General features: G+C 45.3%; 25 protein-coding genes. All 25 read left to right on the top strand.

Annotated elements, in window-relative coordinates; all coding sequences use genetic code 11:
• The 25 genes from ACTNCK_RS07500 to radA all read left to right on the top strand — a co-directional run bounded on the left by ACTNCK_RS07500 (window position 1) and on the right by radA (window position 24,582).
• Window positions 1-432 (top strand): dUTP diphosphatase, encoded by a 432-nt coding sequence (locus ACTNCK_RS07500; RefSeq protein WP_441081884.1) that lies wholly within the window; start codon window positions 1-3, stop codon window positions 430-432.
• Window positions 429-1,190 (top strand): segregation and condensation protein A, encoded by a 762-nt coding sequence (locus tag ACTNCK_RS07495; protein WP_441081883.1) that lies wholly within the window; start codon window positions 429-431, stop codon window positions 1,188-1,190. The genes ACTNCK_RS07500 and ACTNCK_RS07495 overlap by 4 nt, the downstream gene beginning before the upstream one ends.
• Entirely contained in the window at window positions 1,190-1,762 is a 573-nt protein-coding gene (scpB, locus tag ACTNCK_RS07490; protein ID WP_441081882.1) for an SMC-Scp complex subunit ScpB, read from the top strand. The genes ACTNCK_RS07495 and scpB overlap by 1 nt, the downstream gene beginning before the upstream one ends.
• A gap of 117 nt (window positions 1,763-1,879) precedes the next feature.
• A complete protein-coding gene (locus ACTNCK_RS07485) occupies window positions 1,880-3,259 on the top strand; it encodes a carboxyl transferase domain-containing protein (protein WP_441081881.1) in 1,380 nt (459 codons plus the stop codon).
• Between the two features lie 23 nt (window positions 3,260-3,282).
• Entirely contained in the window at window positions 3,283-4,023 is a 741-nt protein-coding gene (locus ACTNCK_RS07480) for an OadG family transporter subunit (RefSeq protein ID WP_441081880.1), read from the top strand.
• A gap of 15 nt (window positions 4,024-4,038) precedes the next feature.
• Window positions 4,039-4,401: a biotin/lipoyl-containing protein gene (locus ACTNCK_RS07475; RefSeq protein ID WP_441081879.1), complete on the top strand. Its 363-nt coding sequence runs from the start codon at window positions 4,039-4,041 to the stop codon at window positions 4,399-4,401.
• A gap of 19 nt (window positions 4,402-4,420) precedes the next feature.
• The gene (locus tag ACTNCK_RS07470) at window positions 4,421-5,569 is read left to right on the top strand and encodes a sodium ion-translocating decarboxylase subunit beta (protein WP_441081878.1); all 1,149 of its coding nucleotides are present in this window, start codon (window positions 4,421-4,423) and stop codon (window positions 5,567-5,569) included.
• A 15-nt stretch (window positions 5,570-5,584) separates the two neighbouring features.
• Complete coding sequence (locus ACTNCK_RS07465) at window positions 5,585-6,994, top strand: oxaloacetate decarboxylase subunit alpha (protein ID WP_441081877.1); 1,410 nt, start codon at window positions 5,585-5,587, stop codon at window positions 6,992-6,994.
• 152 nt (window positions 6,995-7,146) lie between these two features.
• On the top strand, window positions 7,147-7,728 hold the full coding sequence (locus ACTNCK_RS07460; protein WP_441081876.1) for a hypothetical protein: 582 nt from the start codon (window positions 7,147-7,149) through the stop codon (window positions 7,726-7,728).
• Complete coding sequence (locus tag ACTNCK_RS07455) at window positions 7,715-8,407, top strand: response regulator transcription factor (protein ID WP_441081875.1); 693 nt, start codon at window positions 7,715-7,717, stop codon at window positions 8,405-8,407. Before ACTNCK_RS07460 ends, ACTNCK_RS07455 begins: the two co-directional genes overlap by 14 nt.
• A 3-nt stretch (window positions 8,408-8,410) precedes the next feature.
• Window positions 8,411-9,589, top strand: coding sequence for a L,D-transpeptidase (locus ACTNCK_RS07450; RefSeq protein WP_441081874.1), 1,179 nt, complete (start codon window positions 8,411-8,413; stop codon window positions 9,587-9,589).
• Entirely contained in the window at window positions 9,553-11,055 is a 1,503-nt protein-coding gene (locus tag ACTNCK_RS07445; protein ID WP_441081873.1) for a sensor histidine kinase, read from the top strand. The genes ACTNCK_RS07450 and ACTNCK_RS07445 overlap by 37 nt, the downstream gene beginning before the upstream one ends.
• 77 nt (window positions 11,056-11,132) lie before the next feature.
• A complete protein-coding gene (locus tag ACTNCK_RS07440; RefSeq protein WP_441081872.1) occupies window positions 11,133-11,834 on the top strand; it encodes a hypothetical protein in 702 nt (233 codons plus the stop codon).
• Window positions 11,835-11,866: 32 nt separating this feature from the next.
• Window positions 11,867-12,802: a chemotaxis protein gene (locus tag ACTNCK_RS07435; protein ID WP_441081871.1), complete on the top strand. Its 936-nt coding sequence runs from the start codon at window positions 11,867-11,869 to the stop codon at window positions 12,800-12,802.
• 11 nt (window positions 12,803-12,813) lie between these two features.
• Window positions 12,814-14,445 (top strand): hypothetical protein, encoded by a 1,632-nt coding sequence (locus tag ACTNCK_RS07430; RefSeq protein WP_441081870.1) that lies wholly within the window; start codon window positions 12,814-12,816, stop codon window positions 14,443-14,445.
• Window positions 14,442-15,047: an imidazole glycerol phosphate synthase subunit HisH gene (hisH, locus tag ACTNCK_RS07425; RefSeq protein ID WP_441081869.1), complete on the top strand. Its 606-nt coding sequence runs from the start codon at window positions 14,442-14,444 to the stop codon at window positions 15,045-15,047. Before ACTNCK_RS07430 ends, hisH begins: the two co-directional genes overlap by 4 nt.
• On the top strand, window positions 15,047-15,814 hold the full coding sequence (gene hisF, locus ACTNCK_RS07420; protein WP_441081868.1) for an imidazole glycerol phosphate synthase subunit HisF: 768 nt from the start codon (window positions 15,047-15,049) through the stop codon (window positions 15,812-15,814). Before hisH ends, hisF begins: the two co-directional genes overlap by 1 nt.
• Window positions 15,801-16,496 carry a uracil-DNA glycosylase gene (gene ung, locus ACTNCK_RS07415; protein ID WP_441081867.1) on the top strand — a complete coding sequence of 232 codons (696 nt, stop codon included), beginning with the start codon at window positions 15,801-15,803 and terminating at the stop codon, window positions 16,494-16,496. Before hisF ends, ung begins: the two co-directional genes overlap by 14 nt.
• 63 nt (window positions 16,497-16,559) lie before the next feature.
• Entirely contained in the window at window positions 16,560-17,354 is a 795-nt protein-coding gene (locus tag ACTNCK_RS07410; protein ID WP_441081866.1) for a hypothetical protein, read from the top strand.
• A 75-nt stretch (window positions 17,355-17,429) separates the two neighbouring features.
• A complete protein-coding gene (locus ACTNCK_RS07405) occupies window positions 17,430-18,704 on the top strand; it encodes a hypothetical protein (RefSeq protein ID WP_441081865.1) in 1,275 nt (424 codons plus the stop codon).
• Complete coding sequence (locus ACTNCK_RS07400; RefSeq protein ID WP_441081864.1) at window positions 18,697-19,374, top strand: DUF6320 domain-containing protein; 678 nt, start codon at window positions 18,697-18,699, stop codon at window positions 19,372-19,374. Before ACTNCK_RS07405 ends, ACTNCK_RS07400 begins: the two co-directional genes overlap by 8 nt.
• 74 nt (window positions 19,375-19,448) lie before the next feature.
• Window positions 19,449-20,330 carry a hypothetical protein gene (locus tag ACTNCK_RS07395; protein ID WP_441081863.1) on the top strand — a complete coding sequence of 294 codons (882 nt, stop codon included), beginning with the start codon at window positions 19,449-19,451 and terminating at the stop codon, window positions 20,328-20,330.
• A gap of 18 nt (window positions 20,331-20,348) precedes the next feature.
• On the top strand, window positions 20,349-22,835 hold the full coding sequence (locus ACTNCK_RS07390; RefSeq protein WP_441081862.1) for an ATP-dependent Clp protease ATP-binding subunit: 2,487 nt from the start codon (window positions 20,349-20,351) through the stop codon (window positions 22,833-22,835).
• Entirely contained in the window at window positions 22,810-23,217 is a 408-nt protein-coding gene (locus tag ACTNCK_RS07385) for an endosialidase (RefSeq protein ID WP_441081861.1), read from the top strand. Before ACTNCK_RS07390 ends, ACTNCK_RS07385 begins: the two co-directional genes overlap by 26 nt.
• 3 nt (window positions 23,218-23,220) lie before the next feature.
• Window positions 23,221-24,582, top strand: coding sequence for a DNA repair protein RadA (radA, locus tag ACTNCK_RS07380; protein ID WP_441081860.1), 1,362 nt, complete (start codon window positions 23,221-23,223; stop codon window positions 24,580-24,582).
• Window positions 24,583-24,800 lie beyond the last annotated feature (218 nt).

The raw sequence follows: 24,800 nt of genomic DNA, 5'->3' as shown, positions 1-24,800 counted from the left end.
ATGAAGATCAGGATAAAATATCATACCGACAAGATAGAAAAGCTTAGATATATAGACGGAGTAAGCGACTGGATCGATCTAAGGGCAGCTAAGGACTACGATCTTAAGAAGGGTGATTTCGCCCTTATAGATCTGGGAGTTTCAGTCATGCTTCCTGACGGATATGAAATGCTTATAGCGCCAAGGTCATCCACCTACAAGAATTTCGGCCTGATCCAGACCAACAGCGTGGGCGTTGTGGACGAGAGCTACTGCGGGGATGACGACGTGCTGATGCTTCCGGTGCTTGCCATGAGGGATACCCATGTATCTGTAAATGACAGGGTCTGTCAGTTCAGGATCATAAAGCACCAGCCACAGATAGAATTTATGGAATGCAACCATCTGTCAGAGACATCAAGAGGCGGATTCGGATCCACCGGGAGAGCATGATGGAAGCAGGACTTGATGTTAAGCTCCCTGTATTTTCAGGGCCTCTTGAGCTTCTTCTCCATTTGATCGACAAGAACAAGGTAAGCATCTATGATATCCCTATAGCAGAGATCACAGACCAGTACATGGAATATCTGGATTCGATCGACTATGAGGATCTCGATAACATAAGCGAGTTTCTGGTAATGGCTTCAACACTTCTTTCGATTAAGGCAAAGATGCTTCTTCCTGAGGAAAGAAGCGAAGAAGAGGACGAGGAGGATGAGGATCCCAGGGAAGAGCTTGTAAGGCAGCTTGTTGAGTACAAGACCTATCATGAGCTTGCGCTCAGGCTCGCAGAGCAGGCCGGATCGGCCGGACTTGTCTTATATAAGGAGCCTACCATACCGGATGAGGTAAAGGAATATGAGCCTGAAACTGATCCGGCAGAGCTGCTTTCAGGTGTTACGCTGGAGAAGCTGAACCAGGTCTTCAACGATGTGCTTAAGAGACAGAAGAACCGGGTAGATCCTATAAGGAGCCGCTTTGGCTCGATAAAGAAGGAAAAGGTGTCTCTGGATCAGAAGATAGGAGAGGTTATCTCTTTTGCAAGGGTACACAGGAGATTTTCTTTTCGGAATATCCTTAAGGCATCAGAGACTAAGACAGAGGTCATAGTAACCTTTCTTGCAATGCTTGAGCTTATGAAGACCGGAAAGATAAAGGCAAGGCAGGAGGAGATATTCGGAGACATTGAGATGGAGTCACAGATAGCATAATGGATGTCAGAGAGTTAAAAAAGGAGCTTGAGGGTATATACTTCGCACTTGGGAAAAGTCTTAATGTCGATACGGCAGCAAAGGCCTTAGATGTCGGAAGAGAGGAAATAATCCTTGCATCCGAGGAGCTTTCAAGGGATTACGAGGATGATGACAGAGGGATAAGGCTTGTAAGGCTTGAGGATTCATTCCAGATGTGTACGGCAAGGGATATCTACCCATCTCTTATCAGGATTGCAAAGCAGCCCAAGAAGGCTGTCCTTACCAATACCCTTCTTGAGACCTTGTCTATAATCGCATACAGACAGCCTGTAACAAGGTCTGCCATAACCAGGATCCGCGGAGTAAATTCAGACAGAGCCATAAACAAGCTCATAGAATATGATCTGATCGAGGAGGTCGGAAGGATGGAGGCGCCGGGACGTCCTATTCTTTTCGGCACGACAGAGGAGTTTTTACGTGTCTTTGGTATTGATTCGCTTTCATCGCTTCCGGAGCTCACAGGAGAGCAGATTGAGGAATTCAAGAAAGAGGCGGATCAGGAAGCATTATCACATGATGTGGATGTGTAAGCTTAAACTGATTTTTTAGCATTTAATCCTTGATAATATGTTGAAATTGGGTTAAGATATGAGAAGTTGCGATTTTTTCGCAGAGGTAATATAAACAGACGTTGGAGGAATTAAGACATGAGTGAGGAAAAAGCACTTACTGCTGCCTCGAGAATCCAGGGATTAGTCGATGAAAACAGCTTTGTAGAAATTGGCGCATCGGTTACAGCCCGCAGTACGGATTTCAACACAGGAGCAGAGGAGACACCTTCCGATGGTGTTGTGACAGGACACGGAACGATAGACGGAAATCTCGTCTTCGTATTCGCTCAGGAACCATCAGTTCTTGGCGGATCTATCGGAGAGATGCATGCAAAGAAGATCCTTCGCATCTATGAACAGGCTATAGCTGTAGGAGCTCCGGTGATAGGGCTCTTAGACAGCACAGGAATAAGGCTTTTAGAGTCATTTGATGCGATCGAGGCATTAGGAAGCGTTCTTACTAAGGCTTCTGAGGCGAGCGGTGTTATCCCGCAGATCATGGCAGTATTCGGTAACTGCGGCGGAGGGCTTTCAGCTCTGCTTTCGCTGGCGGATTTCACCTATATGACAGATGATGCTAAGGTTTACTTCAATTCACCATCTACCATCTCTGATGGTAAGGATACTGATGTATCGACCTATGCCTTCAGAAGCACAAGAGGCGGCGGGATCGACGGTACCGGAAGTGAGGACGATGTATTAGCAGCCATAAGGACCCTTGTTCCAGTTCTTCCTGGAAGCAATATCGAGGAAGGCTGTATCGATGAATGCACAGATGATCTAAACAGAGCAAGCGAGATCGTCGGAGCAGCATATAAGAATGCAGCAGAGGTATTTACAGAGATCTCTGACAACAAGCAGTTCATCGAGGTCAGGGCAGCATATGCACCGGGGATTTCATGCGGCTTCATAAAGCTTGATGGAATGACAGTAGGTGCCTTTGGTAATAATGCCAGGACATGTGATGACAAGGAAGTATACAGACTCTGCCCTATGTGCTTAAAGAAGGCAGCAGATTTTGTAAAGTTCTGTGATGCATTTGACATCCCTGTTCTTTCTCTTGTAAAGACAGAAGGGTTTATGACAACTCTTCATGCAGAGGCAGCTCTTTCATCTGCAGCAGCTGAGTTTATCAATGCATATTCACTTGCAACCGTTCCAAAGGTTTCAGTCATAGCAAAGGCATATACATCAGCAGCTCTTCTCATGGGCACACATGCAAGTGGCGCAGATGTGGTTTATGCTTTCACCGATGCAGATATGGGATCCCTTCCGGCTTCAGAGGCCTCAAAGATTGCTGGAATCTCAACAGAAGAATTCCAGACCAAGCTTTCAGGAGCAGATAATGCAGCCAGAAGAGGATATGTTGACAGATTTGTGAATGCAGCAGACATAAGGAAGTATCTGATCGATGCATATGAGGTCCTTTTCACAAAGAGGGTTGACGAAGTATACAGAAAGCATGTAACCAGATAACAGAGCAGGAAAGGCATTAACCGATGAAGAAAAAAACAGGTATAATACTTGCGCTTGTTCTTAGCGTATGTCTCCTGGCTTCCTGTGGAAAGGCGGCTACAAGCTACGGCGGTCATTCCGTAAAGGAGCTTGAGTCCAGCCAGCAGGGTATGGCAAAGCAGCTCCTTTCCATGTCCAGCTCTGACTTAAAGCAGGCTTATTCATACTATAAGCAGCAGTCGCAGGCAAATGAGGAAGACAAGAGCTCGAAGATGTACATGGAGCTTGTCTCCAATTGGCAGGAGAATAAAAAGGGCCTCGGAGAATTCAAGAACTTCGGAAAGTTCACAGTTGCAAAGTCAGGAAAGACTATAACGACGACACAGGTCCTCAAGTTTCAGAACAGGGATGCAAGACTTATCTTTGTATATCAGACCTACAATATGAAGGTTTCCTCGATGAACTTCGAAAAGATCTACAGCTTAGGTGAGACCATGGGTAAGGCGGCGCTTAATGTGGTAATGGGAATGGTTACCGTATTCTGCGTTCTGATACTTATTAGTCTGGTAATCTATGCATTCAACATAATTCCTTATCTTCAGAATAAGCATAAGAATAAGGAAGAGGCAGCCGGACAGCAGCAACAGGCAGCCAGGACAGTGGCAGAAGTGGTTCCAGAGGAGGATGACGGAGAGCTTATTGCAGTGATCAGCGCAGCAATAGCAGCATCAACGGGAGCTTCTACTGATTCATTCGTAGTCAGGAACATCAAGAGAAGATATTGATCGGAGGATTAAACCATGAAAAATTATACCATTACAGTAAATGGCAAGGCATATGACGTAACCGTAGAAGAGACCGGCTCAACTGCCAGTGCTCCGGCAGCTGCTAAAGCAGCCGCTCCGGCTCCAAAGGCACGTCCTGTATCAAACGGAGCTGCAGGTAGCATCCGTATCGAGGCAGGGGCTCAGGGTAAGGTATTCAAGATCGCAGCAGGACCTGGCACAAAGGTAAAGGCTGGAGACCCTGTAGTAGTACTTGAGGTAATGAAGATGGAGACACCGGTTGTTGCTCCAAAGGCAGGAACCGTTGCAACGATCGACTGTAAGGAAGGAGACTCAGTAGATACAGGAGCTCTTCTTGCGACAATGAATGAGGACTGATTCTAAGGAGGATTCATAAATGAGTTATATTGCACAGACGATGGGCAATCTTTTCCATCAGACTGCATTTGCGAATCTTACTGTAGGAAACTTCATAATGATACTGGTGGCCTGTGTATTCCTTTATCTGGCTATCGCAAAGGGTTTCGAGCCTCTGCTTCTGGTGCCTATCGCATTCGGAATGCTTCTGGTAAATATTTATCCTGATATCATTGCAAGTCCGCAGGAGACCAGCAACGGCACCGGTGGATTGCTCTGGTATTTCTTCCAGCTCGATGAGTGGTCGATCCTTCCATCACTTATCTTCATGGGAGTCGGAGCGATGACGGACTTCTCTCCGCTGATCGCAAACCCTATTTCATTCCTTTTAGGAGCTGCAGCACAGTTCGGTATCTATATGGCATATCTTCTTGCCATCCTGTTCGGATTCTCCGATAAGGCAGCAGCAGCTATAGCTATTATCGGAGGAGCAGATGGCCCTACATCTATCTTCCTTGCAGGAAAGCTCGGACAGTCAGCTCTGATGGGACCTATAGCAGTAGCAGCATATTCGTATATGTCTCTCGTGCCTATCATACAGCCTCCTATAATGAAGGCTCTTACGACAGAGGAAGAGAGAAAGATCCATATGAAGACTCTGCGTCCGGTAAGTAAGCTTGAGAAGATTCTCTTCCCTATAGTTGTTACCGTTATAGTATGTCTTATCCTTCCTACAACAGCTCCGCTTGTCGGAATGCTGATGCTTGGAAATCTCTTCAAGGAGTGCGGAGTTGTAAGACAGCTTACAGAGACAGCCAGCAACGCCCTTATGTATATAGTAGTCATCCTTCTGGGTACATCAGTAGGTGCATCTACCTCAGCTGAGGCATTCCTTAATGCTTCAACCCTTAAGATCGTGGTTTTAGGACTTGTAGCCTTCGCAGTAGCTACTGCTTCAGGTATTGTGGTTGGTAAGATCATGTGCAAGGCCACACACGGCAGGATCAATCCTCTTATCGGATCGGCCGGAGTGTCCGCGGTTCCTATGTCGGCCCGTGTATCACAGAAGGTCGGTGCAGAGGCAGATCCTACCAACTTCCTTCTGATGCATGCTATGGGACCTAACGTAGCAGGAGTTATCGGAACAGCAGTTGCCGCAGGTGTGTTCATGGCCATCTTTGGCGTATAAGGAGGAAATTAGATCATGGCAAAGAAACCATTAAAGATAACAGAGACCGTGCTTCGTGATGCGCATCAGTCTCTTATCGCTACAAGAATGACAACCGAGGAGATGCTTCCGATAGTTCCTGTAATGGACAAGGTCGGATACAATGCAGTAGAGTGCTGGGGCGGAGCTACATTTGATGCCTGCCTCCGTTTCCTCCATGAGGATCCATGGGAGCGTCTCAGAAAGCTCAGGGCAGGATTCAAGAACACAAAGCTTCAGATGCTTTTCCGTGGACAGAATATCCTGGGCTATAAGCCGTACGCTGATGATGTCGTAGAGTATTTCGTTCAGAAGTCTATAGCAAACGGAATTGATATCATCCGTATCTTTGACTGCTTAAATGATATGAGAAACCTCGAGACAGCTGTAAAGGCTGCAAAGAAGGAGGGAGGACATGCCCAGATCGCCCTTTCCTTTACTCTTGGTGAACCATATACGACTGATTACTGGGTAAAGAAGGCCAAGGAGGCAGAGAACCTCGGAGCTGACTCTATCTGCATCAAGGATATGTCAGGACTTTTAGTTCCAAAGCAGGCCGAGGAGCTTATCCCTGCTTTAAAGAAGGCAGTTTCGATCCCAATCGAGCTTCATAACCACTATACCTCAGGAGTAGCCTCAATGACCTGCATGAAGGCAGTTGAGGCAGGCTGTGATATAATCGATACAGCCATTTCTCCATTTGCACTTGGCACATCACAGCCGGCAACAGAGGTTATGGTAGAGGCCTTCAAGGACACTGACTATGATACAGGTCTTGATCTGAATCTTCTTTCACAGATCTCAGATTATTTTGCACCAATAAGACAGAAGTATCTTGACAACGGACGCTTAAGTACCAAGGTGCTCGGAGTCAACATAAAGACTCTTATGTATCAGGTGCCTGGCGGAATGCTTTCAAACCTTATCGGCCAGCTCAAAGACCAGCATAAGGAGGACAAGCTTCAGGAGGTTCTCGAGGAGGTACCAAGAGTAAGAAAGGATTTCGGAGATCCGCCTCTTGTTACTCCTTCCTCACAGATTGTCGGAACTCAGGCCGTTTTCAATGTGCTTATGGGTGAAAGATACAAGGTTGTAACACAGCAGTCCAAGGATCTTCTGCTTGGCAAGTATGGAAAGACCGAGGAGCCGTTCAACCCTGACGTCGTTAAGAAGTGCCTTGGAGATGAGGCTAAGGATACTATCACCTGCAGACCGGCTGATCTTTTAAAGCCGCAGCTTAAGGATATCGAGAATGAGATGTCTGAGTACAAGCAGCAGGATGAGGATGTTCTTACATATGCTCTTTTCCCTCAGGTTGCTACAGAGTACTTCAAGTATCGTGAGGCTCAGCAGACCAAGGTTGATCCTGCAAAGGCTGACAAGAAAAACAAGGCATATCCTCTGTAATCGTTCAGAAGGATTTCTATAACATTTATTTAAAACAGGCTTCTTTCCTTTCACAGCTTAAGGGAAAGAGCCTGTTCTTTTTTGAATAAGCCTTGTAAAAAGACACAGGAATTGATATGATAGTTTCTGATGTATAATGAAGGAGAAGGATGATGTCAGAGGATAAGGAAAAGCTTAAGGCTGCAGGTTTTATCTTTTCAAATGAAGTCATTTCCGAGAAGGCCAGAAAAGAGATGAACGCCGTTTCATATCTGAAGGGTGAGCTGGCGAAGTTGGATGGTCCCCATCTTCTGATCGCATATAAGGGACTTATAGATAAGGATGTATTCGATACAGCAGAGGGATATTCTTTTCTGAAATATGTCCAGCAGAAGCTTATCGCAGATGATTCTGTAGATAATTCAGAGATACCTCCGATTCCGGTATATGATTCCTCGGAGGTGGTAAAGGCGAATATAGAGCAAATGGAGCCGGTCTGGAAGAGAAGGTTCTTTACTCTTATTACAGTTACGATCGCTCTTCTGGCCTGCCTTGTTTTTATGTTTGTGCTTACAGCGACAAGGGACAGTCCTGATATCCTGAATTACAAGCAGAAGCTTGTAGACCACTATGCAAGATGGGACGAGAGTCTTACCAAAAGAGAGGAGCAGGTCAGAAAGAGGGAAGAGGAGCTTATGGAAAAGGAAGATGGCGCTAAAGATTCTAAGGAGGGAACAGAGAATGGCAGCGAATAAGATACTTATAGCAGACGATGAATCAAGGATGAGGAAGCTGATAAAGGATTACCTGAAACGTGATGGTTTTGAGGTCCTTGAAGCAGCAGACGGTATGGAGGCTCTTGCGCAGTTTGAGCTGAATCCGGATATTTCACTTATCATACTTGATGTTATGATGCCAAAGCTCGATGGATACGGAGCCCTTAAAAAGATTAGGGAATCATCCCAGGTTCCGGTTATAGTGCTTACAGCCAAGTCCGAGGAGGAGGATGCTCTGGAGGGATTTACAGCTGGAGCGGATGAGTTTGTCAGCAAGCCCTTTTCTCCAAAGGTCCTTGTAGCAAGGGTAAAGGCTCTAATCAATCGCGATACAGGTGAGAGGAGCAGGGACACAGGCTCGAAGCCACTGGTGGCCGGAGGCATAGTCCTTGATGAGAACGCCCATACTGTTACGGCAAACGGAAAGAAGGTCGTCCTGTCAGTCAAGGAATTTGAGCTGCTTGCCTATTTCATCAGGAATAAGGGCATAGCACTTTCGAGAGAGAAGATACTTAACAGTGTCTGGGATTATGACTATTTCGGAGACGCGAGGACAATCGATACCCATGTCAAAAAGTTAAGGAGCAAGCTTGGTGAATGTGGAAGCTACATTCATACTATCTGGGGAATGGGATATAAGTTTGAAGCAGAGGAGTAACAGATGAGATTATTTATAAGGAAAGTATTGTCGGCAGCACTTGCCTCTACGATGATTCTTACTGGATCGTCGTTTATTAATACGAACGCTTCGGCCGCTGAAAGAAAGAATGCAAGAGCGGCTGCAGACTCAAAAAGCGCCATAGCAGCCTCGGGAAGCGCTATAGCAGATACCGGTTCTGCAATAGGCTCTAAGGCGGATACAGGCTCTGCAATAGTTGTCCACCACAAGAAGATCCATGTTAAAGACGTTAAGATAAAGTCCGTAATGCCTTCAAGAAAGTCTGTGCTGCTTTCTCTTTCTTCAAAGGGCAAGGGCAGTATTTCAGGCATTATAGTCTACAAGAAAAAGAAAAGTACCGGCAAATGGGTCATAAAGGCCGTTATCAGGAAAAAAAGCGGTTTCCTTGAGGATACCAGGGTATCATTCAACAAAAGCTATTCCTACAGGGCCAGGGCCTTCTATAAGGATTCAAAGGGCAGGAATCATTATGGTAAGTATTGCCCGCAAGTCAAGGTAAGGGTAAGCATACATAAGGATATCTATAAGGTTACAGACAAGAATTCACCTGTGTACGGCAAGACTCTTATACTTTACAGATACGGCAACGGAGAGCTTGTGACCGATCCGGAAAAGCATGTAAAAATAAAGGCAGACAGCTATGTCCTCTATGTCAATAAGGCAAAGGATTATGTGACGGCCTACGCTGTAGCAGGAAAGGAACTTATACCTGTGAAGTCCTTTATCTGCTCTCCGGGGAATGCGACTCCTCTTGGAACCCACAAGACTCTGGCTAAGTTCAGGTGGCATGAGCTTATGGGACCATGCTGGGGACAGTGGTGCACAAGGATCACTAATAATGGAATCTATTTCCACTCTATCTTTTCGAGCAAGCCAAACAGCAATTCCACTATCTCGGTAAGAGCCTACAATAATCTGGGCACTACCTGTTCACATGGCTGTGTAAGGCTTACGGCAGCCTCAGCCAAGTGGATCTACGATAACTGTAAGGTTGGTACTACTGTAGTTATCCATAGCAAGACAGGATATGAGCCCTTCAAGAAACCAGTAATCGGAAAGCTTCCGGCATGGCATACCTGGGATCCGACCGATCCTACTGCCCAGAAGCTCTGTAAGAAGCATAAATGTCACAGTTACGCAGCGAAGAAAATAAAAAAGTAAAATACTCACTTAGCACCCAGATCTGCACCTACATGGTGATAGTAGCACTGGGTGCTATACTTATAAGCTTTATCCTTAATTCAGTCTTTACACTGGGGCTTTCTGTGGGCAGGAGAGAGAATGTTTTAGCAGATGCATTCAGGACCCTGTCGCAGAAGGTTTCAAGGAATGCCCTTTATGATGATAAATACAGGGATTATTTCGAGACCCTGTGTGCCAATAATAACCTCCAGGTCATGATAGTGTCTCCGTCAGGAGAGGTTGTGATGTCATCCCAGGGCTCCAACAGACTGATGATGGCCCAGCTCTACAGCGCCATGCTGTCAAGGGATAAGGACAACAGGGAAATAATACGTACAGGACCTGATTATTCCATACTCCGGCTTAAAAACCCCGAGGTGGAGTCTGAGTTTCTTGTCCTCTGGGGCACTTTGCCTGACAGTAACCTTATAATGATAAGGTCAGGGCTTGGCTCCATCCGTACATCGGCTATTTTTGCAAGCAGGGTCCTGCTTCTTGCCGGACTTATTTCGATAGGTCTTGCCATAATAGCATCCCTTTTCTTCAGCCGCCGAATCACAGATCCGGTCAGGAGGCTTACAAGGATAGCAAGCCAGATGGCATCTCTTGACTTCAACGCCAAGTATGAGCCGGAGAAGAAGCCAAATGAGATAGATGAGCTTGGAGACTGTATGAATGAGCTTTCTAAGACTCTTGAGGGTACTATACTTAAGCTCAAGCAGGCCAATGCCGATCTGCTCCAGGACCTAAAGGCCAGAGAGGAAAATGAGAAAATGAGAAGGGAGTTTTCCTCAAGCGTTTCTCATGAGCTGAAGACTCCGCTTGCGCTTATCATAGGCTATGCAGAGGGCCTTAACGATGCGGTGGCTTCCGATGATGAGGAGGACAGGAGATTCTACTGCAATGTGATAATAGATGAAGCGAACAAGATGAATCATATAGTAAAGGAGCTTCTCGATCTGAGCCATCTGGAATACGGAGAACAGATAATGAACCTGGAAAGGTTCGATGTCACAGAGGTGATCTCAGGTGTGATCAGATCTAACAGCATTCTTACAGATCGGGAGGGGATCAGTGTATCCTTTATCCATAATGGTAGCGCCTATGTATGGTCAGATCCCTTCTTTACCGAGCAGGTGATAACCAACTATTTTTCCAACGCTATTCATTACTGCGAAAATGAAAAAAAGATAGAGGTAAAGATAACTGAACGGGAGAAGGATTACAGGATAAGCGTATTCAATTCGGGAGCCCCTATTCCTGAGGAGGCGATACCACATCTCTGGGAGAAGTTCTATAAGGTCGATAAGGCCAGGACCAGGGAATACGGCGGAAGCGGTATAGGATTGTCTGTGGTAAAGGCAATAGTCGATGACCTTGGCAAGGAATGCGGTGTTGTAAACCATCAGAATGGTGTAGAGTTTTATTTCGACCTTGATAAGTGAAAAATAGTTTGAAATTTACACTTGATAATGATACTATATAAAAGAAGAAAGATGATTTATTAGAGGCGTTTATCTGAATGGAAAAGAAACTTTTTCTGCCCGCTCTTCTTGCCGTGGCAGCTGTGACTCTGAGCGGATGCGGTATGCAGCTTACAAGGCTTTCTGACGATGATCAGAGCCGATTCATAAGCTACTGTGCCCAGGTTGTTGCAAAGCATAACGCAAATAATGATACCGGTCTTATTAGTCTTCCTAAGAAGGAGGAGACCGGTAAGAAGGATGACACGGATTCCTCTGAAGATAAGCCTGACTTGTCAGAGAATACAGAAAGCCAGTCCTCTTCAGAAACTGCATCATCCAATGAAGTGAAGAAAGCTTCGTTTACAGAGGCCATAGGAATAGGCGGTATGAGGTTTGATTACCGCGATGCCAGAGTGACGGGCGGATATAGTCAGGGTGATGTTTACAGTCTGAAAGCGGATTCCGGCAAGGAGCTTCTTTTTGTCCGTATAAAGGCTGTCAATACTACAAAGAAGAGCATAAATATCGATATGCCTTCGCAGAATATCATCTTTACAGCTAGCTATAAGGATCAGTCGGTGAACTCGGATATGACCCTTCTTATGAATGACCTTACGACCTTTCAGGGAAAGTTTGCTGCAGGGAAAAGGAGAAATATGATCCTTCTTTTCCAGTTCCCCAAAGGAAGCATAAAGGATCCTAAAAAGGTCTCATTTTCAGTTAAGAAGGGCAATGAGACAGTAACCATAGATAAGTGAAATCAAGAGATCATGCAGGGAGGTTAGATCTGATGGATACAAATATCTTACTTGAATCAGGAACAAATGAGCTTGAGATTCTCGAGTTCAAGGTCGCAGACAATTATTATGGTATCAATGTGGCAAAGATCATAGAGATCCTTAATTACCAGCATGTTACTCCGGTGCCTAATTCGCATCCGTTTGTTGAAGGAATCTTCATGCCGCGTGATACGATCATTTCTGTGATCAATTTGAGAAAGTGTCTGGGTTACCCGGATGATCCGGATAATGAGGGCCTCTTCTTTATTACGAATTTCAATAATCTGAATACTGCTTTCCATGTAGACCAGGTGCTTGGTATCCACAGAGTCTCATGGGAGGATATAAACACACCGGATTCTACTATTTCCTCAGAGGCTACAGGTGTTTCTACAGGAGTCATAAAGCTCGATGATCATCTGGTAGTTATACTCGATTTCGAGAAGATAGTTTCAAAGATCAATCCGGCAACAGCTCTTACAGTTTCAGACATAGATGACAGGGATAATACTGGAAGGGACAGGTCACATTCACCTATCCTTATAGCAGAGGATTCTCCTCTCCTGTCAAAGCTTATAGTTGAGTGTCTGAAGAAGTCAGGCTATACGAATCTCAATGTCAATAATAACGGTCAGGAGGCCTGGGACAAGCTTACTGAGATGAAGGAGAAGGGAACCCTTCTCGATGATGTACACTGCATAGTTACTGATATAGAGATGCCTAAGATGGACGGACACAGGCTCTGCAAGCTTATAAAGAGCGATGACAAGATGAAGCATATTCCTGTTATCATTTTCTCCTCTCTGATAAATGACGATATCAGAAGAAAGGGAGAGAGTGTAGGAGCAGATGCACAGCTTACCAAGCCTGAGATCGGAAAGCTGGTTAATGCTATCGATGATCTTGTGGATAAGTATGAGGATGCACGTAAAGCAAAGCAGTTCTGAGGTTTTTTAGTTTGTCAAGGGAAGAAGAACACTTAGAAAGCCTTCTGGATTCTATCTCTAAAGCAAGAGATGATGTGGACGAGACCTACAGGAAGGATTCGCAGGAGGCAGAAAAGAAAGCAAAGGAAAGAGCAGAGATCAGACCGGAAGACAGCTTTATCGAAAAAAGCGGTCTTTCTTCTGCTGCTCCAAAAAAGAGCAAGAGAAAAAATCTAAGGAAGGCTCTGTCAGAGGATGAATTTCTGTCTGAATTTGAAAATATGCTCGATTCTGATGACGATGAGCAAGAACAGGAGAAAGGGACTGACCAAACCGAGGATAGAAGGGATTTCGATTCGCTTCCGGATGGAGAGGATGTAAGCCCTTATTTTTCTAAGATAGGAGTTCCTGAGAAAAAGCAGGTGGAAAGTCCTAAAGATGACCTTATGGACGATATTTCTTCGATAGTTTCAAATGCCAAGGAAAAGGCAGGAGAAAGTATCCTGTCTCATGCCAGGGAGGATCAGGATACTAAAGAGACAGATGACAAAGAAAGCGTCTCTGACAGTATTCCTTCTGATATCTCGGATACATCTGCAAAGGATGTAGACCTTATGGATGAATCCGGAAGTGATACAGATCTGTCCGATATCATATCCCAGGATGCCGATCTGTCTGATATAGATGATATGCTTGCCAAGGATGCGAACGGAGAGGAGCTTTCCGAGAGCCGTGAGGCATTCGAGGACAGTGCTACTGATAATTCCTTCGATGATATTTCGATAGATGATCTGGGTCAGGCCGGAGATGATCCTGATACAGTTTTGGAGGATCCTTCCCCGGAGGATACTGGAAATAAGAAAAAGAGTTTCCTTGCCGGCCTTATCGAAAAGATAAAGAACATTTTTTCAGCGGACGAGGATGATGACGAGAAACTGAGCAAAGAGGAGCTCATAGGAGATCATCAGGAATCTCCAAAGGATCTTTCAGAGGAGAACAAGGATATTATGTCTGACTTCTCCGACGATCAGAAGGCTGAGAAGGGAAAGGCCCCGAAGCAGGCAAAGCCCAAGAAAGAAAAGAAGCCTAAGGCTGTAAAGCCAAAAAGGGAAAAGAAGCCGAAGCCAGTTGATAATTCGCCTCTTATACCCGGGAAGGTGATAGGAGTATTTGTTTTTCTTGCTGTCTCTATCTTTGCCTTAGCCTACATAGGAGCAGTAAATCTCCCTAAGGATCAGCAGATGAGGACTGCGCTTAAGCAGTACAATGAGCAGGATTATCTTGATGCATATCTCTATTATGCATCTCTTAAGAATCCAGACAAGGTTGAAAGGGAGCGGCTGGCTTCGTCGAAATATGCGGCTTCTTTGTCCCTTAAATATGATTCATATAGCAATGCCTATGATAGAAAGGCTTATGACTTTGCCCTCGATTCTCTCATAAGAGGATATGCTGAGTACGAGAAAAATAAGAGCAAGGTATCAAAGCTTGATATAAAGAGTTACTATGATGATTACGGCACCAGGATCCTTGATGCTCTTCGTGACCAGTTCGGACTGTCTCCTTCCGATGCAGCTTCGATCTATGCTGAAAAGACAAGACTCGGTTACTCGAGGCGTATAGAGAAGGTGCTTGCAGAGAAAGGGCTTAGTGTTGCTTCATGATAGCAATAATTGACTACGATGCAGGAAATATCAGGAGCGTATGGAAGGCCTGTGAGGCATTAGGAAAGGAAACCATTGTCACAGATCAGCCGGAAAAGATCCTTGATGCGGATCATGTGATCCTTCCGGGAGTCGGAGCATTTGGTGACTGTATAAGCCATCTTGAGCAGAGAAAGCTTATACCGGTCATAGATCAGATAAAGGAAAGGGGCATACCGTTTCTTGGTATATGTCTGGGACTCCAGCTTCTTTTTGATGACAGTCAGGAGAGCCCCGGAGCCAGAGGACTTGGACTTCTGAATGGACATATTGTCAGATTTCCGGAGTCAGACCAGATCAAGGTACCTCATATGGGATGGAATCAGATCAGCTTCCCAAGGGAGGGGAGGCTGTTTAAGGGGATTTCAGACGGAAGCTATGTATATTTCGTACATTCCTATTATCTGAAGGCCGATGATCCTTCGATAGTCACAGCAAGGTGCAGCTACGGACTGGATTTTGATGCTTCAGTGGAATCCGGCAATATATTCGCCTGTCAGTTCCATCCTGAGAAGAGCGGAAGTAACGGCCTTAGGATACTTAATAACTTTCTGGAGATATAATGCTTACTAAAAGAATTATTCCCTGTCTGGACGTAAAGGACGGACGGGTCGTAAAGGGTATCAATTTCGTACATCTGACCGATGCGGGAGATCCTGTGGAGGCGGCAAGAGCATATGACAGGGCAGGCGCTGATGAGCTGGTATTTCTTGACATCACAGCCTCAAGCGATCACAGGGACACAGTAGTCGATATGGTGGAAAGAGTAGCCTCAGAGGTCTTCATTCCCTTTACAGTCGGCGGCGGGATCAGGACAGTCGATGATTTCCGTGATATATTAAGGGCCGGAGCCGATAAGATATCGATCAATTCATCAGCGATAGAGAATCCATCACTTATTAGCCAGGCTGCCGAGAAGTTCGGTAATCAGTGTGTTGTCGTGGCTATCGATGCAAAGAGGACAGAAAAGGGCAAATGGCATGCCTATAAGTATGGCGGAAGGGTAGATACAGGACTTGATGCAGTCGAATGGGCAAAGAAGGCTTATGAGCTGGGAGCAGGAGAGATACTGCTTACCAGCATGGACTGCGATGGGACAAAGGCCGGGTATGATATCCCTCTTACAAAGACTATAGCAGACAGCCTGCCAATACCGGTAATAGCCTCAGGAGGTGCAGGTGGCAAGGAGGATTTCTATAAGGCTTTCGCAGAGGGCCATGCCTCGGCTGCCCTTGCTGCATCGCTTTTCCATTATCATGAGCTCGATATATCGGATCTTAAGAGCTATCTCAGTGAAAAAGGAGTACCGGTAAGAAATGTCAGCTGTTGAGGGAGACTGGAAGGAAGCCCTGTCAGAAGAGTTTAAAAAGCCATATTACAGAAGACTCTACGAAACCGTCAAAGAGGAATATCATAAGCATATAGTCTATCCGCCATCGGGACAGATATTAAACGCACTGAATTTCACACCGCTTCATAAGGTAAAGGTCGTTATTATCGGTCAGGATCCATATCATGAAAAGGGCCAGGCAAACGGACTGGCCTTTTCCGTGGGACCAGATGTAGCTATACCTCCTTCTCTTTTAAATATATATAAGGAGCTGCATGATGATCTGGGCTTATATATACCAGATAATGGCTGTCTGGAGAAATGGGCCAGGCAGGGAGTCCTTTTGCTGAATAATGTCCTTACGGTAAGGGCGCATAAGGCATACAGCCATCAGAATATAGGCTGGGAACAGTTTACAGATGCTGTATTTCACGCAGTTGAGGCAGAAAAGCGGCCTCTTGTGTATATGCTCTGGGGATCACATGCAGCTAAGAAGGCTTCGTTAGTAAAAAATCCTTCCCATCTGGTGCTTACAGCTCCCCATCCTAGCCCACTGTCAGCATACAGAGGCTTTTTTGGCTGCAGGCATTTCTCGAAGTGCAACAGTTTTCTGGAGGAAAACAAAATAGCCCCTATTGACTGGCAGATAGAGAACCGATATAATAATAAAGAAGAAGTTTGATATTTTTTATCACGTTTCTATTATTAGTGCTTTTGGCCAGGGATGGCCGGAAAGGAGCAAGGAATGGGAAGCAGTATACTATCATCATTGTTTGGTAACGCCTCCTCTTCATGGATGAGCGGTCTTTACTCCAGCCTTTCTGAGTACAGGAGTGTTACGAGCGGCAGCTATTATAAGCTGGCAAAAAGGTATTACAGTCAGATCAGTTCTGCTTCATCAAATGCCGGATCATCGAGATCGGTAGAAGGATATGACGTTTTAGCCCATGTATCAGGACATGATGTAAAGAAGAACGATAGTAAGACAGATTCAGCTGATACGAGCAAGGCTTCATATACAAGAACAGCTTCTACACAAAAAGCCAATACCAGGACAGCTGCAGTCGCAGCATCGACGCTTTCATCATCTATTAATAGTCTGATGAGCTCGAGAACCTATGATGTTACAGCGACAAATACCGCCGATAAGGTAAAGCAGACGGTTGAATCAGACCTTACTAAGTTTGCTGCCGATTACAACAGCTATATTGATGCAGCAAAGAAGTCTACCTCACAGAGTCTTGGTACAGCATCAAAGTATCTTATGAATACGACCTCTAAGTACAGCGATGATCTGAAGAGCATAGGCCTTTCGGTCGGCAAGGATGGCAAGCTGTCAGTAGACACTGATACCCTTAAGAATGCTGATACAGATGCTGTAAAGAAGCTATTCAGTGGCGGGAATAATTACGGCAGCGCTGCCGGTACATATATTTCACTCGCTCAGTACTATGCTTCGCAGGCCCTGTCTGACGGCACCTATACCTCATCGGGTTCATTTGCCGCAGCTACCTTCTCAGGGTATTCAGCAAAGGCCTGAATCAGACTAGTTTGATATGTTTAAGTGACACTGGGTGCTCCCTCTGTCACTTTTTTAGTATAGAAAGTATGTGAAATGGCAAACAGGATAAAGAGCTGGGAGAAGCTTGACAATTCCGCAATCCTTTTCCCGGCAATAGCGACCAAGAGAATGACAAATACCTACAGGCTGTCTGTTGTTCTGAAGGAAAAGATAGTAGGAGATCTCCTCCAGGAGGCCCTTAAGTTCGTGCTTGAAAGGTTCAAGGGCTTCAGGCAGAGGCTTAGAAAGGGCTTCTTCTGGTACTATCTGGAGGAAAATGATTATCCGATTCCAAGGGTGGTTGAGGAGGATGATTATCCATGCCGCTCTACAAGGGAGAATGAGAACAACAGATACCTTTTCAGGGTCACCTATTATGGCAGAAGGATAAATCTCGAGGTCTTTCATGTGCTTGCTGACGGAACAGGCGGATTCGAGTTTCTTAAGGAGCTGACCTTTGCATATCTTAGGCTTTCCCATGATGCGCTGATGGAGGCGCACAGGGGGAGTCTTTCTTCTGATACATCTGTGAACAGGGATGACAGCTTTGTAAGAAATTACAGAAAGCCATCCAAATCCTCCTATGCTGTAAGGAGAGCCTTTCTTATAAAGGGAGAGAAGCTCTCCTACAAGGGTTTCGGAGTCGTAAATGCATATCTGCGCGTTTTTGATATGAAAAGGATAGCTCATGGCCTTGATGTGACTATAAATGAGCTTTGTGTTGCCTTATATATATTCAGTGCATACAGGTCCTACCGATACCAGATATCTGACAGGAGACCAGTAAGAGTAGCGGTCCCTGTAAACCTAAGGCCATATTTTGATTCCAATACCACAAAGAACTTCTTTGCAATGGTTTCGGCTGAATTCATACCGGTAAAGGATGATTACAGCTTCGAGAAGATAGTGGCTATAACAAGGGAGAGTCTGAGAAAACAGATTACAAGGGAAAATCTTGAATCAATCTTTTCCTATAATGTCTCAGGACAGCAGGTCCTTCTGGCCAGGGCAGTGCCGCTTTTTTTGAAAAACGCCGGCATCAGGGCTATATATTCAAGAAGCGCCCTGGCCAATACAGCAACAGTCACGAATATGGGACAGATCAGGGTGCCTGATGATTATGCAGAGTATATAGAAAGCTTCCAGTGCTTCCTGTCATTTTCAAAGGGTCAGGGACTAAAGCTAGGAATAGCCTCCTTTAAGGATATAATGACACTTTCCTTTTCAACTGCCTACAGCGACACGACGCTTATCATGGAATACTTAAGGAAGCTTTCACAGCTGGGAGCAGCTGCATCAATAGAGACGAACGGAGTTTTTTATGAGTAAAAAATGCATGCACTGCGGGATCACGGTTCTCGACCGTGATTCTGATATCTGTCCCCTCTGCAAGGGATCACTTACAGACCAGAAGGTGGATGGGATAGTAAGATATAACGGATATCCTGATATAGTGGCCAAGCGCAGGAAGACTATATTTTTCCTGCGGCTTCTTCTTTCCATATGTACAGGAGTAAGCATTGTATCAGCTGCCATAAATATAATAAACGCTGGCTTTCCATGGGCTGTTATAGTGGCAGCCTCTCTTTTTTATGTATTTATAGAGTTTTATATCTTCTTCAATCCTGACATAGGCATGATAGGCAGGATAACTGTTACTATCCTTCTTGCGGCTCTTTTTGTAGTCGTGATCGATGCGACCTGTGGATTTAGGAAATGGTCATTGAATTACTGCCTTCCATCTGCACTTATTGTATTTAATGTTTTTGTAATAGTGCTTATGTTTGTCAACCGGAGAAAGTGGCAAAGCTATATGATCCTTATGGTACTGCCTATATTACTCGGAATACTTCCGCTGGTCTTTATCCGTTATGGTCTGGTGACTGATCCTGTGCTTTCGGAAACGGCTTTTATTTCATCAAGCGTACTCTTTATCATTGCTCTTATAATGGGAGGAGCCAATGCCAGGATGGAGCTCAAGCGGAGATTCCATGTCTGAGCAGGTTTGACAATAAGGGGGTATTCTCTTATACTTTATAGGAACAGATGAAAGGGACTTATATGAAGATTTTTTTGAAGAAAAGACACATCCTTCTTTTAGGGATCATATGCATGATGCTGACCTTTGCCATGCCAGAGCAGGCACAGGCCAGTCCTGTTGTTCTGTCATTTTCCACCAATGATGTAAGTGTGGGAGACAGCTTCAGTGTCACTGTCGCAGGCGCCTCCAGCTCGAACCTGTCCCTGCACTATGACGGGACTATGGTTACACTGAAAAGTCAGGGAAGGGCCACGCTTGATGGCAATACACTAAGCATAAGCGGAAGAAGCGCCACATTTACATTTGAGGCAAAGCAGCAGGGTAATGCCGGATTTGTAGCCTCTTCCAATATGTATCCGAGAAGCTCTGCAGTGATCGGCATAAAGGAGGCCGTATCAAAGGATACAGACGAGAAGGTTTCAAATGATACAGAGCAGACAGAGAATGAAGAAAAGGAGGATAAGAAGGAGGATGCCGCTGTAAAGGAGACAAGCTCTGAAAAGGATACCGAAAACAACTCTAAGATGGCTAAGGCGGAAGCTGATCATTCGGGATCATCAGTTGAAAAGCATGATATCTCATCCTCCGATCTGTCCTTTAAGCAGCTTATACTTGACAGGAGAATGCTTATCCTTACAGGCCTTCTGTTAGCCATCATCATTGTTCTTATAATAAGGCTTACATTGCTACATTTCGCAGTCTACGGTGATTATGAGGGTGATGATATAGATTTTGATGATGAAGAAACAAAGAGATCTGATACAGATCAGATAGCCTCAGCGGAAAAGACTGATCAGAAGAAATTTTCGGGTGATCTGGACCTTGGAGAGATAGACGAGGAAAAGCTTACTATGCCTAAGGCACCTAAGAGGCCGAATAAAAAGCTGGAGCTTTCTGATCTGAACAAGCTGTGATATGACGAAAGAAGAATTATGAAATATACAGACAGCCTGCAGAAGGCTTATGATTACGCGATAAAATTTTCAAAGAAGCTTGGACGATATACAGGGACACATTTTCTTCTGCTGGGGATACTGCATTGTGCTCCCAACCTGGCAAGTGAGATACTTGTCGATGCCGGTCTTGATGAGGATCTTACGGCACGGATAATCGATGAGCTTTCAACCTTTACTAAGGACAGGAATCTGAAGAATCAGGACACAGAGACTCCAAGGCTTAAGGCGCTGATGGAAAACGCGACTTCTATAGCTTCCATGTGCGGCATGGAGGCCGTAGGGACAGAGCATGCTCTTCTGGCAATACTTAAGATGCCTGAGTGCGGAGCAGCAAGGATATTATCTACTGCTGATCTCGATCTTGGCACGGTTTTTAATAATCTGCTGGCAGCAATGGGCGATGAGGGAGATACATACAGAAGGATACTAATAGCTAACAGGCAGAATGGTGACGAGGGCGAGTATGCGGCTCTTGAGGAGTTTACTACCGATCTTACAACCATGGCTGAGGATGGGGCCCTTGATCCTGTGATCGGCAGGGACAGAGAGATCCAGAGAGTCATCGAGATACTGAGCCGCCGCACAAAGAATAATCCGTGCCTCATAGGTGAGCCGGGAGTGGGCAAGACAGCCATAGTAGAGGGGCTTGCAGAGCGTATCGTTTCAGGGATGGTTCCGCCTTCTCTTGCAGGAAAGAGGATACTTACACTCGATCTTTCAGGGATGGTCGCAGGGACCAAGTACAGAGGAGAGTTCGAGGAACGTATCAAGAATGTAATAGATGAGTCAGTAAGTGCAGGAAATGTCCTGCTATTTATTGATGAACTGCATATGATAATAGGAGCCGGAGGCTCAGAGGGGGCAATGGATGCTGCAAACATCTTAAAGCCTGCCCTTGCAAGAGGGGAGCTTCAGATAATTGGTGCTACTACTATCAAGGAGTACAGGAAGAAGATAGAAAAGGACGCTGCGCTTGAGAGGAGATTCCTTTCGGTTATGGTAGAGGAGCCGTCGGAGGAGGATACAGTAAGGATCCTTGAGGGCCTTCGGGATGTATATCAGAAGCATCATGGTGTAAGGATAACAGATGAGGCCATAGCTGCCTGTGTATCTCTTTCAAGGCGATATGTACATGACAGGTTCCTTCCTGATAAGGCTATAGATCTTCTTGATGAAAGCTGCGCCAGGGTAAATCTTTTTAATTCCAAAGGCAGCAGCAAGGGCTATGAGTTGCGTCAGAAAAAGAATGAGCTTTCAGACGGAATAGAGGAGGCCCTTAAGAATGGAGACTACAGCAGGGCAGGGGAGCTCCACAGCGAATTCCTGGAGGATGAGAAGAAGCTCTTCAGACAGGAAAAAAGAGAAAATAAGAAAAAGGAGGCTCCAGTACTTACAGAGCAGGATATTGCTCTTACAGTATCCGGCTGGACCCATATTCCTGTAGGTAATCTGGGTTCAAAGGAAAAGAAGCGTCTTCTGAATCTGGAAAATACCCTGAAGAAAAAGGTGATAGGCCAGGATCAGGCCATAGAAGCAGTTTCTCGCGCTGTAAGGCGAGGAAGGGCAGGTCTTAAGTCACCTGAGAGGCCGGTCGGATCCTTCCTTTTCGTGGGACCTACAGGAGTAGGTAAGACTCTTGTCGCAAAGACTCTTGCCAGCGAGGTTTATGGTGATGACAAGGCCCTGATCAGGGTAGATATGTCAGAATATATGGAGAAGGACGCAGTCTCTAAGTTCATAGGCTCTCCTCCGGGATATGTGGGCTATGAGGAGGGTGGACAGCTGTCTGAAAAGATAAGGAGAAATCCATACAGCGTTATCCTCTTTGATGAGATAGAAAAGGCACATCCGGATGTATTCAATATCCTTCTCCAGGTGCTTGACGATGGAAGACTTACCGATTCACAGGGAAGGACTGTTGATTTCAAGAATGCCATTATAATAATGACATCAAATGCCGGCGCCAGAGATATACAAAACCATAAGAGCCTTGGATTTGCCTCTGGTCAGGATAAAAAGAGCGATTACGAGGCCATGAAGGAGCAGGTCAGTCAGGAGCTTAAGAGGACCATGCGTCCTGAGTTCTTAAACCGTATAGATGATATCATCTGCTTTAAGATGCTTGATAAGGAGGATTTGACAGAGATCACAGGTCTTCTGCTTTCAGACCTCTTTAAGCGGCTTTCTGATAATACGGATATATCAGCTCATGCTACTCCTTCAGTAAAGCAGTATATAGTTGATAAGGCCTATGATCCAAAGTTCGGAGCCAGACCACTTCGCAGAAGGATTCAGTCTGATATAGAGGATCCTATCTCTGACAAGATCATTTCCGGAGAAATAAAATCTGGGGATAAGGTGACTATTTCGGTAAAAAATGATACAATCAGTATCAGTAGGAAAAACAATACAAAGGCTATTGTAAAAGGAGAAAAAAATGGCAGAACAGTTGATTCGAAGTGAAAAGGATGGCAGTCTCTCCTTCGGAGATTATACTCTTGATGAGAAGACCAAGGTTAAGGATTTCAAGTATAAGGGGGACCTGCTCTATGTGAAGAGCTATAAGACTACTACCAAGCTCGAGAAGAATGACCTTTTCGTATATGAGTCTGAGCCTGGTACAAGGGTTTCCAATATGAAGTATGATGACAGCTCTGTCAGCTTCAAGGTGGAGGGCAATGCCAATACCGATATCACAGTAGGTCTTGCTCCTGAGACCAATTATCAGGTATCTGCGGCAGGAGAGGATTATGGCGTGATGAAAACTGGTCTTGGCGGTAAGATCACCCTTAGTATAGACTTATCCGACGGCAAGACAAAGGAAGTGTCTATAAAAAAGGATTGATATATGGCAAAGAAAGAGACAAGTGTATTTTTCTGCTCCAACTGCGGATATGAATCTCCGAGGTGGGTGGGGGTCTGCCCTGCCTGCCATGAATGGAATACCATGACAGAGGTCGTATCAGGTGGAAAAGACAGGTCTCGTAGAAAAGAGATTTCCGAGGCGCGTCCTATCGCGCTCTCGGAGATCTCTTCTTTTTCTGAAAAAAGAATCTCTACAGACATGGCAGAACTTAATCGTGTTCTTGGAGGAGGGATAGTAGAGGGATCGCTGATACTGATTGGAGGAGATCCGGGAATAGGAAAATCCACTCTGCTTCTGCAGACTGCAAGAAATATATCATCTGACGGCAAGCAGGTGATATATGTGTCAGGTGAGGAATCGGCGCATCAGATCAGCCTCAGGGCAAAAAGGATAGGCGATTTTTCTGACAATATGCGGATCCTTACAGAGACAGATCTCGACGCAATCGTTGAGATTCTTAGAAGAGAAAAACCAGCTGTTGCTGTGATAGATTCTATTCAGACAATGGTAAACGAGGACGGAAGCGGAGCAGCTGGAAGCATTTCCCAGGTAAGGGCATCGACGGCCAAGCTTATGCAGCTTGCAAAGAGTGAGAATATAGCTGTATTTATAGTAGGTCATGTGACCAAGGAGGGTACCGTAGCAGGTCCCAGAGTCCTTGAGCATATGGTAGATTGCGTACTTTATTTCGAGGGTGACAGACATGCCTCCTACAGGATTATCCGTGCCGTCAAGAACAGATTCGGTAGTACGGATGAGATAGGTGTCTTTGAAATGAAGAGCCAGGGCCTTAATGAGGTTTCAAACCCCTCGGAATTCATGCTCGAGGGAAGACCAAAGGGCAGCTCGGGCTCTGTCATAGCATGTACCATAGAAGGAAGCCGTCCTATCCTTTTTGAGATACAGGCACTTACGACAAGAAGCAGCTTCGGTATGCCAAGACGTACAGCGGTCGGAATGGATTATAACAGAGTTAATCTGATAATGGCTGTTATAGAAAAAAGAATGGGACTTTCTATGGCTGACTTCGACGCTTATGTAAATATAGCCGGCGGACTTAGGATAAGCGAGCCATCATGTGACCTGGGTCTTGTCATAGCTTTGGTCTCAAGCTTCAAGAACCGTCCTGTTGCAGATGATCTGATGGCCTTTGGCGAAGTCGGTCTGTCAGGAGAAGTCCGCTCTGTTTCAATGCCGGGCAAGAGGGTATATGAGGCAGCAAAGATGGGCGTAAGGACTATAGTACTGCCTGAATCGGCTGTTGGATCCATAGAGAATGTCCCTGATGGAGTAGAGCTGGTGGGAGTAAGAGGTATAAGGGAAGCCTGTGATAAAGTCGTATGAATTGTCTGTTAGTTGTATACTATTGCTACAGTTTTACAACTTCGAACAATTTCGAAAAAAGCCCTTGACTTATCCGGGCCCAGGTGATAATATACCAGATGTCGCTTGAGAGAGCGACAGAGAAAATCTTCCGAGAAGCGAAAGTCTTCCAAGAAGAAAATAAAAAAAGTCCTTGACAAGGAGCTCACAAAGTGATACACTAAATGAGCTGTCGCGAA

This window comes from Candidatus Weimeria sp. HCP3S3_B5, from assembly GCF_052064335.1.
Classification (GTDB): domain Bacteria; phylum Bacillota; class Clostridia; order Lachnospirales; family Lachnospiraceae; genus Weimeria.
The sequence above is the reverse complement of the archived record's forward strand: the minus strand, read 5'-3'. Positions and strand labels throughout refer to the sequence as shown.

What these genes read in the sequence shown, in the direction of transcription:
- ACTNCK_RS07495 (WP_441081883.1), top strand. Translation starts at nt 429, where the DNA reads ATGATGGAAGCAGGACTTGATGTTAAGCTCCCTGTATTTTCAGGGCCT.
- ACTNCK_RS07465 (WP_441081877.1), top strand. Translation starts at nt 5,585, where the DNA reads ATGGCAAAGAAACCATTAAAGATAACAGAGACCGTGCTTCGTGATGCG.
- ACTNCK_RS07500 (WP_441081884.1), top strand. Translation starts at nt 1, where the DNA reads ATGAAGATCAGGATAAAATATCATACCGACAAGATAGAAAAGCTTAGA.
- ACTNCK_RS07385 (WP_441081861.1), top strand. Translation starts at nt 22,810, where the DNA reads ATGGCAGAACAGTTGATTCGAAGTGAAAAGGATGGCAGTCTCTCCTTC.
- ACTNCK_RS07435 (WP_441081871.1), top strand. Translation starts at nt 11,867, where the DNA reads ATGGATACAAATATCTTACTTGAATCAGGAACAAATGAGCTTGAGATT.
- ACTNCK_RS07390 (WP_441081862.1), top strand. Translation starts at nt 20,349, where the DNA reads ATGAAATATACAGACAGCCTGCAGAAGGCTTATGATTACGCGATAAAA.
- ACTNCK_RS07410 (WP_441081866.1), top strand. Translation starts at nt 16,560, where the DNA reads ATGGGAAGCAGTATACTATCATCATTGTTTGGTAACGCCTCCTCTTCA.
- ACTNCK_RS07400 (WP_441081864.1), top strand. Translation starts at nt 18,697, where the DNA reads ATGAGTAAAAAATGCATGCACTGCGGGATCACGGTTCTCGACCGTGAT.
- ACTNCK_RS07485 (WP_441081881.1), top strand. Translation starts at nt 1,880, where the DNA reads ATGAGTGAGGAAAAAGCACTTACTGCTGCCTCGAGAATCCAGGGATTA.
- ACTNCK_RS07450 (WP_441081874.1), top strand. Translation starts at nt 8,411, where the DNA reads ATGAGATTATTTATAAGGAAAGTATTGTCGGCAGCACTTGCCTCTACG.
- ACTNCK_RS07475 (WP_441081879.1), top strand. Translation starts at nt 4,039, where the DNA reads ATGAAAAATTATACCATTACAGTAAATGGCAAGGCATATGACGTAACC.
- ACTNCK_RS07455 (WP_441081875.1), top strand. Translation starts at nt 7,715, where the DNA reads ATGGCAGCGAATAAGATACTTATAGCAGACGATGAATCAAGGATGAGG.
- ACTNCK_RS07460 (WP_441081876.1), top strand. Translation starts at nt 7,147, where the DNA reads ATGTCAGAGGATAAGGAAAAGCTTAAGGCTGCAGGTTTTATCTTTTCA.
- ung (WP_441081867.1), top strand. Translation starts at nt 15,801, where the DNA reads ATGTCAGCTGTTGAGGGAGACTGGAAGGAAGCCCTGTCAGAAGAGTTT.
- ACTNCK_RS07405 (WP_441081865.1), top strand. Translation starts at nt 17,430, where the DNA reads ATGGCAAACAGGATAAAGAGCTGGGAGAAGCTTGACAATTCCGCAATC.
- hisF (WP_441081868.1), top strand. Translation starts at nt 15,047, where the DNA reads ATGCTTACTAAAAGAATTATTCCCTGTCTGGACGTAAAGGACGGACGG.
- hisH (WP_441081869.1), top strand. Translation starts at nt 14,442, where the DNA reads ATGATAGCAATAATTGACTACGATGCAGGAAATATCAGGAGCGTATGG.
- ACTNCK_RS07445 (WP_441081873.1), top strand. Translation starts at nt 9,553, where the DNA reads ATGTCACAGTTACGCAGCGAAGAAAATAAAAAAGTAAAATACTCACTT.
- ACTNCK_RS07440 (WP_441081872.1), top strand. Translation starts at nt 11,133, where the DNA reads ATGGAAAAGAAACTTTTTCTGCCCGCTCTTCTTGCCGTGGCAGCTGTG.
- ACTNCK_RS07480 (WP_441081880.1), top strand. Translation starts at nt 3,283, where the DNA reads ATGAAGAAAAAAACAGGTATAATACTTGCGCTTGTTCTTAGCGTATGT.
- radA (WP_441081860.1), top strand. Translation starts at nt 23,221, where the DNA reads ATGGCAAAGAAAGAGACAAGTGTATTTTTCTGCTCCAACTGCGGATAT.
- scpB (WP_441081882.1), top strand. Translation starts at nt 1,190, where the DNA reads ATGGATGTCAGAGAGTTAAAAAAGGAGCTTGAGGGTATATACTTCGCA.
- ACTNCK_RS07470 (WP_441081878.1), top strand. Translation starts at nt 4,421, where the DNA reads ATGAGTTATATTGCACAGACGATGGGCAATCTTTTCCATCAGACTGCA.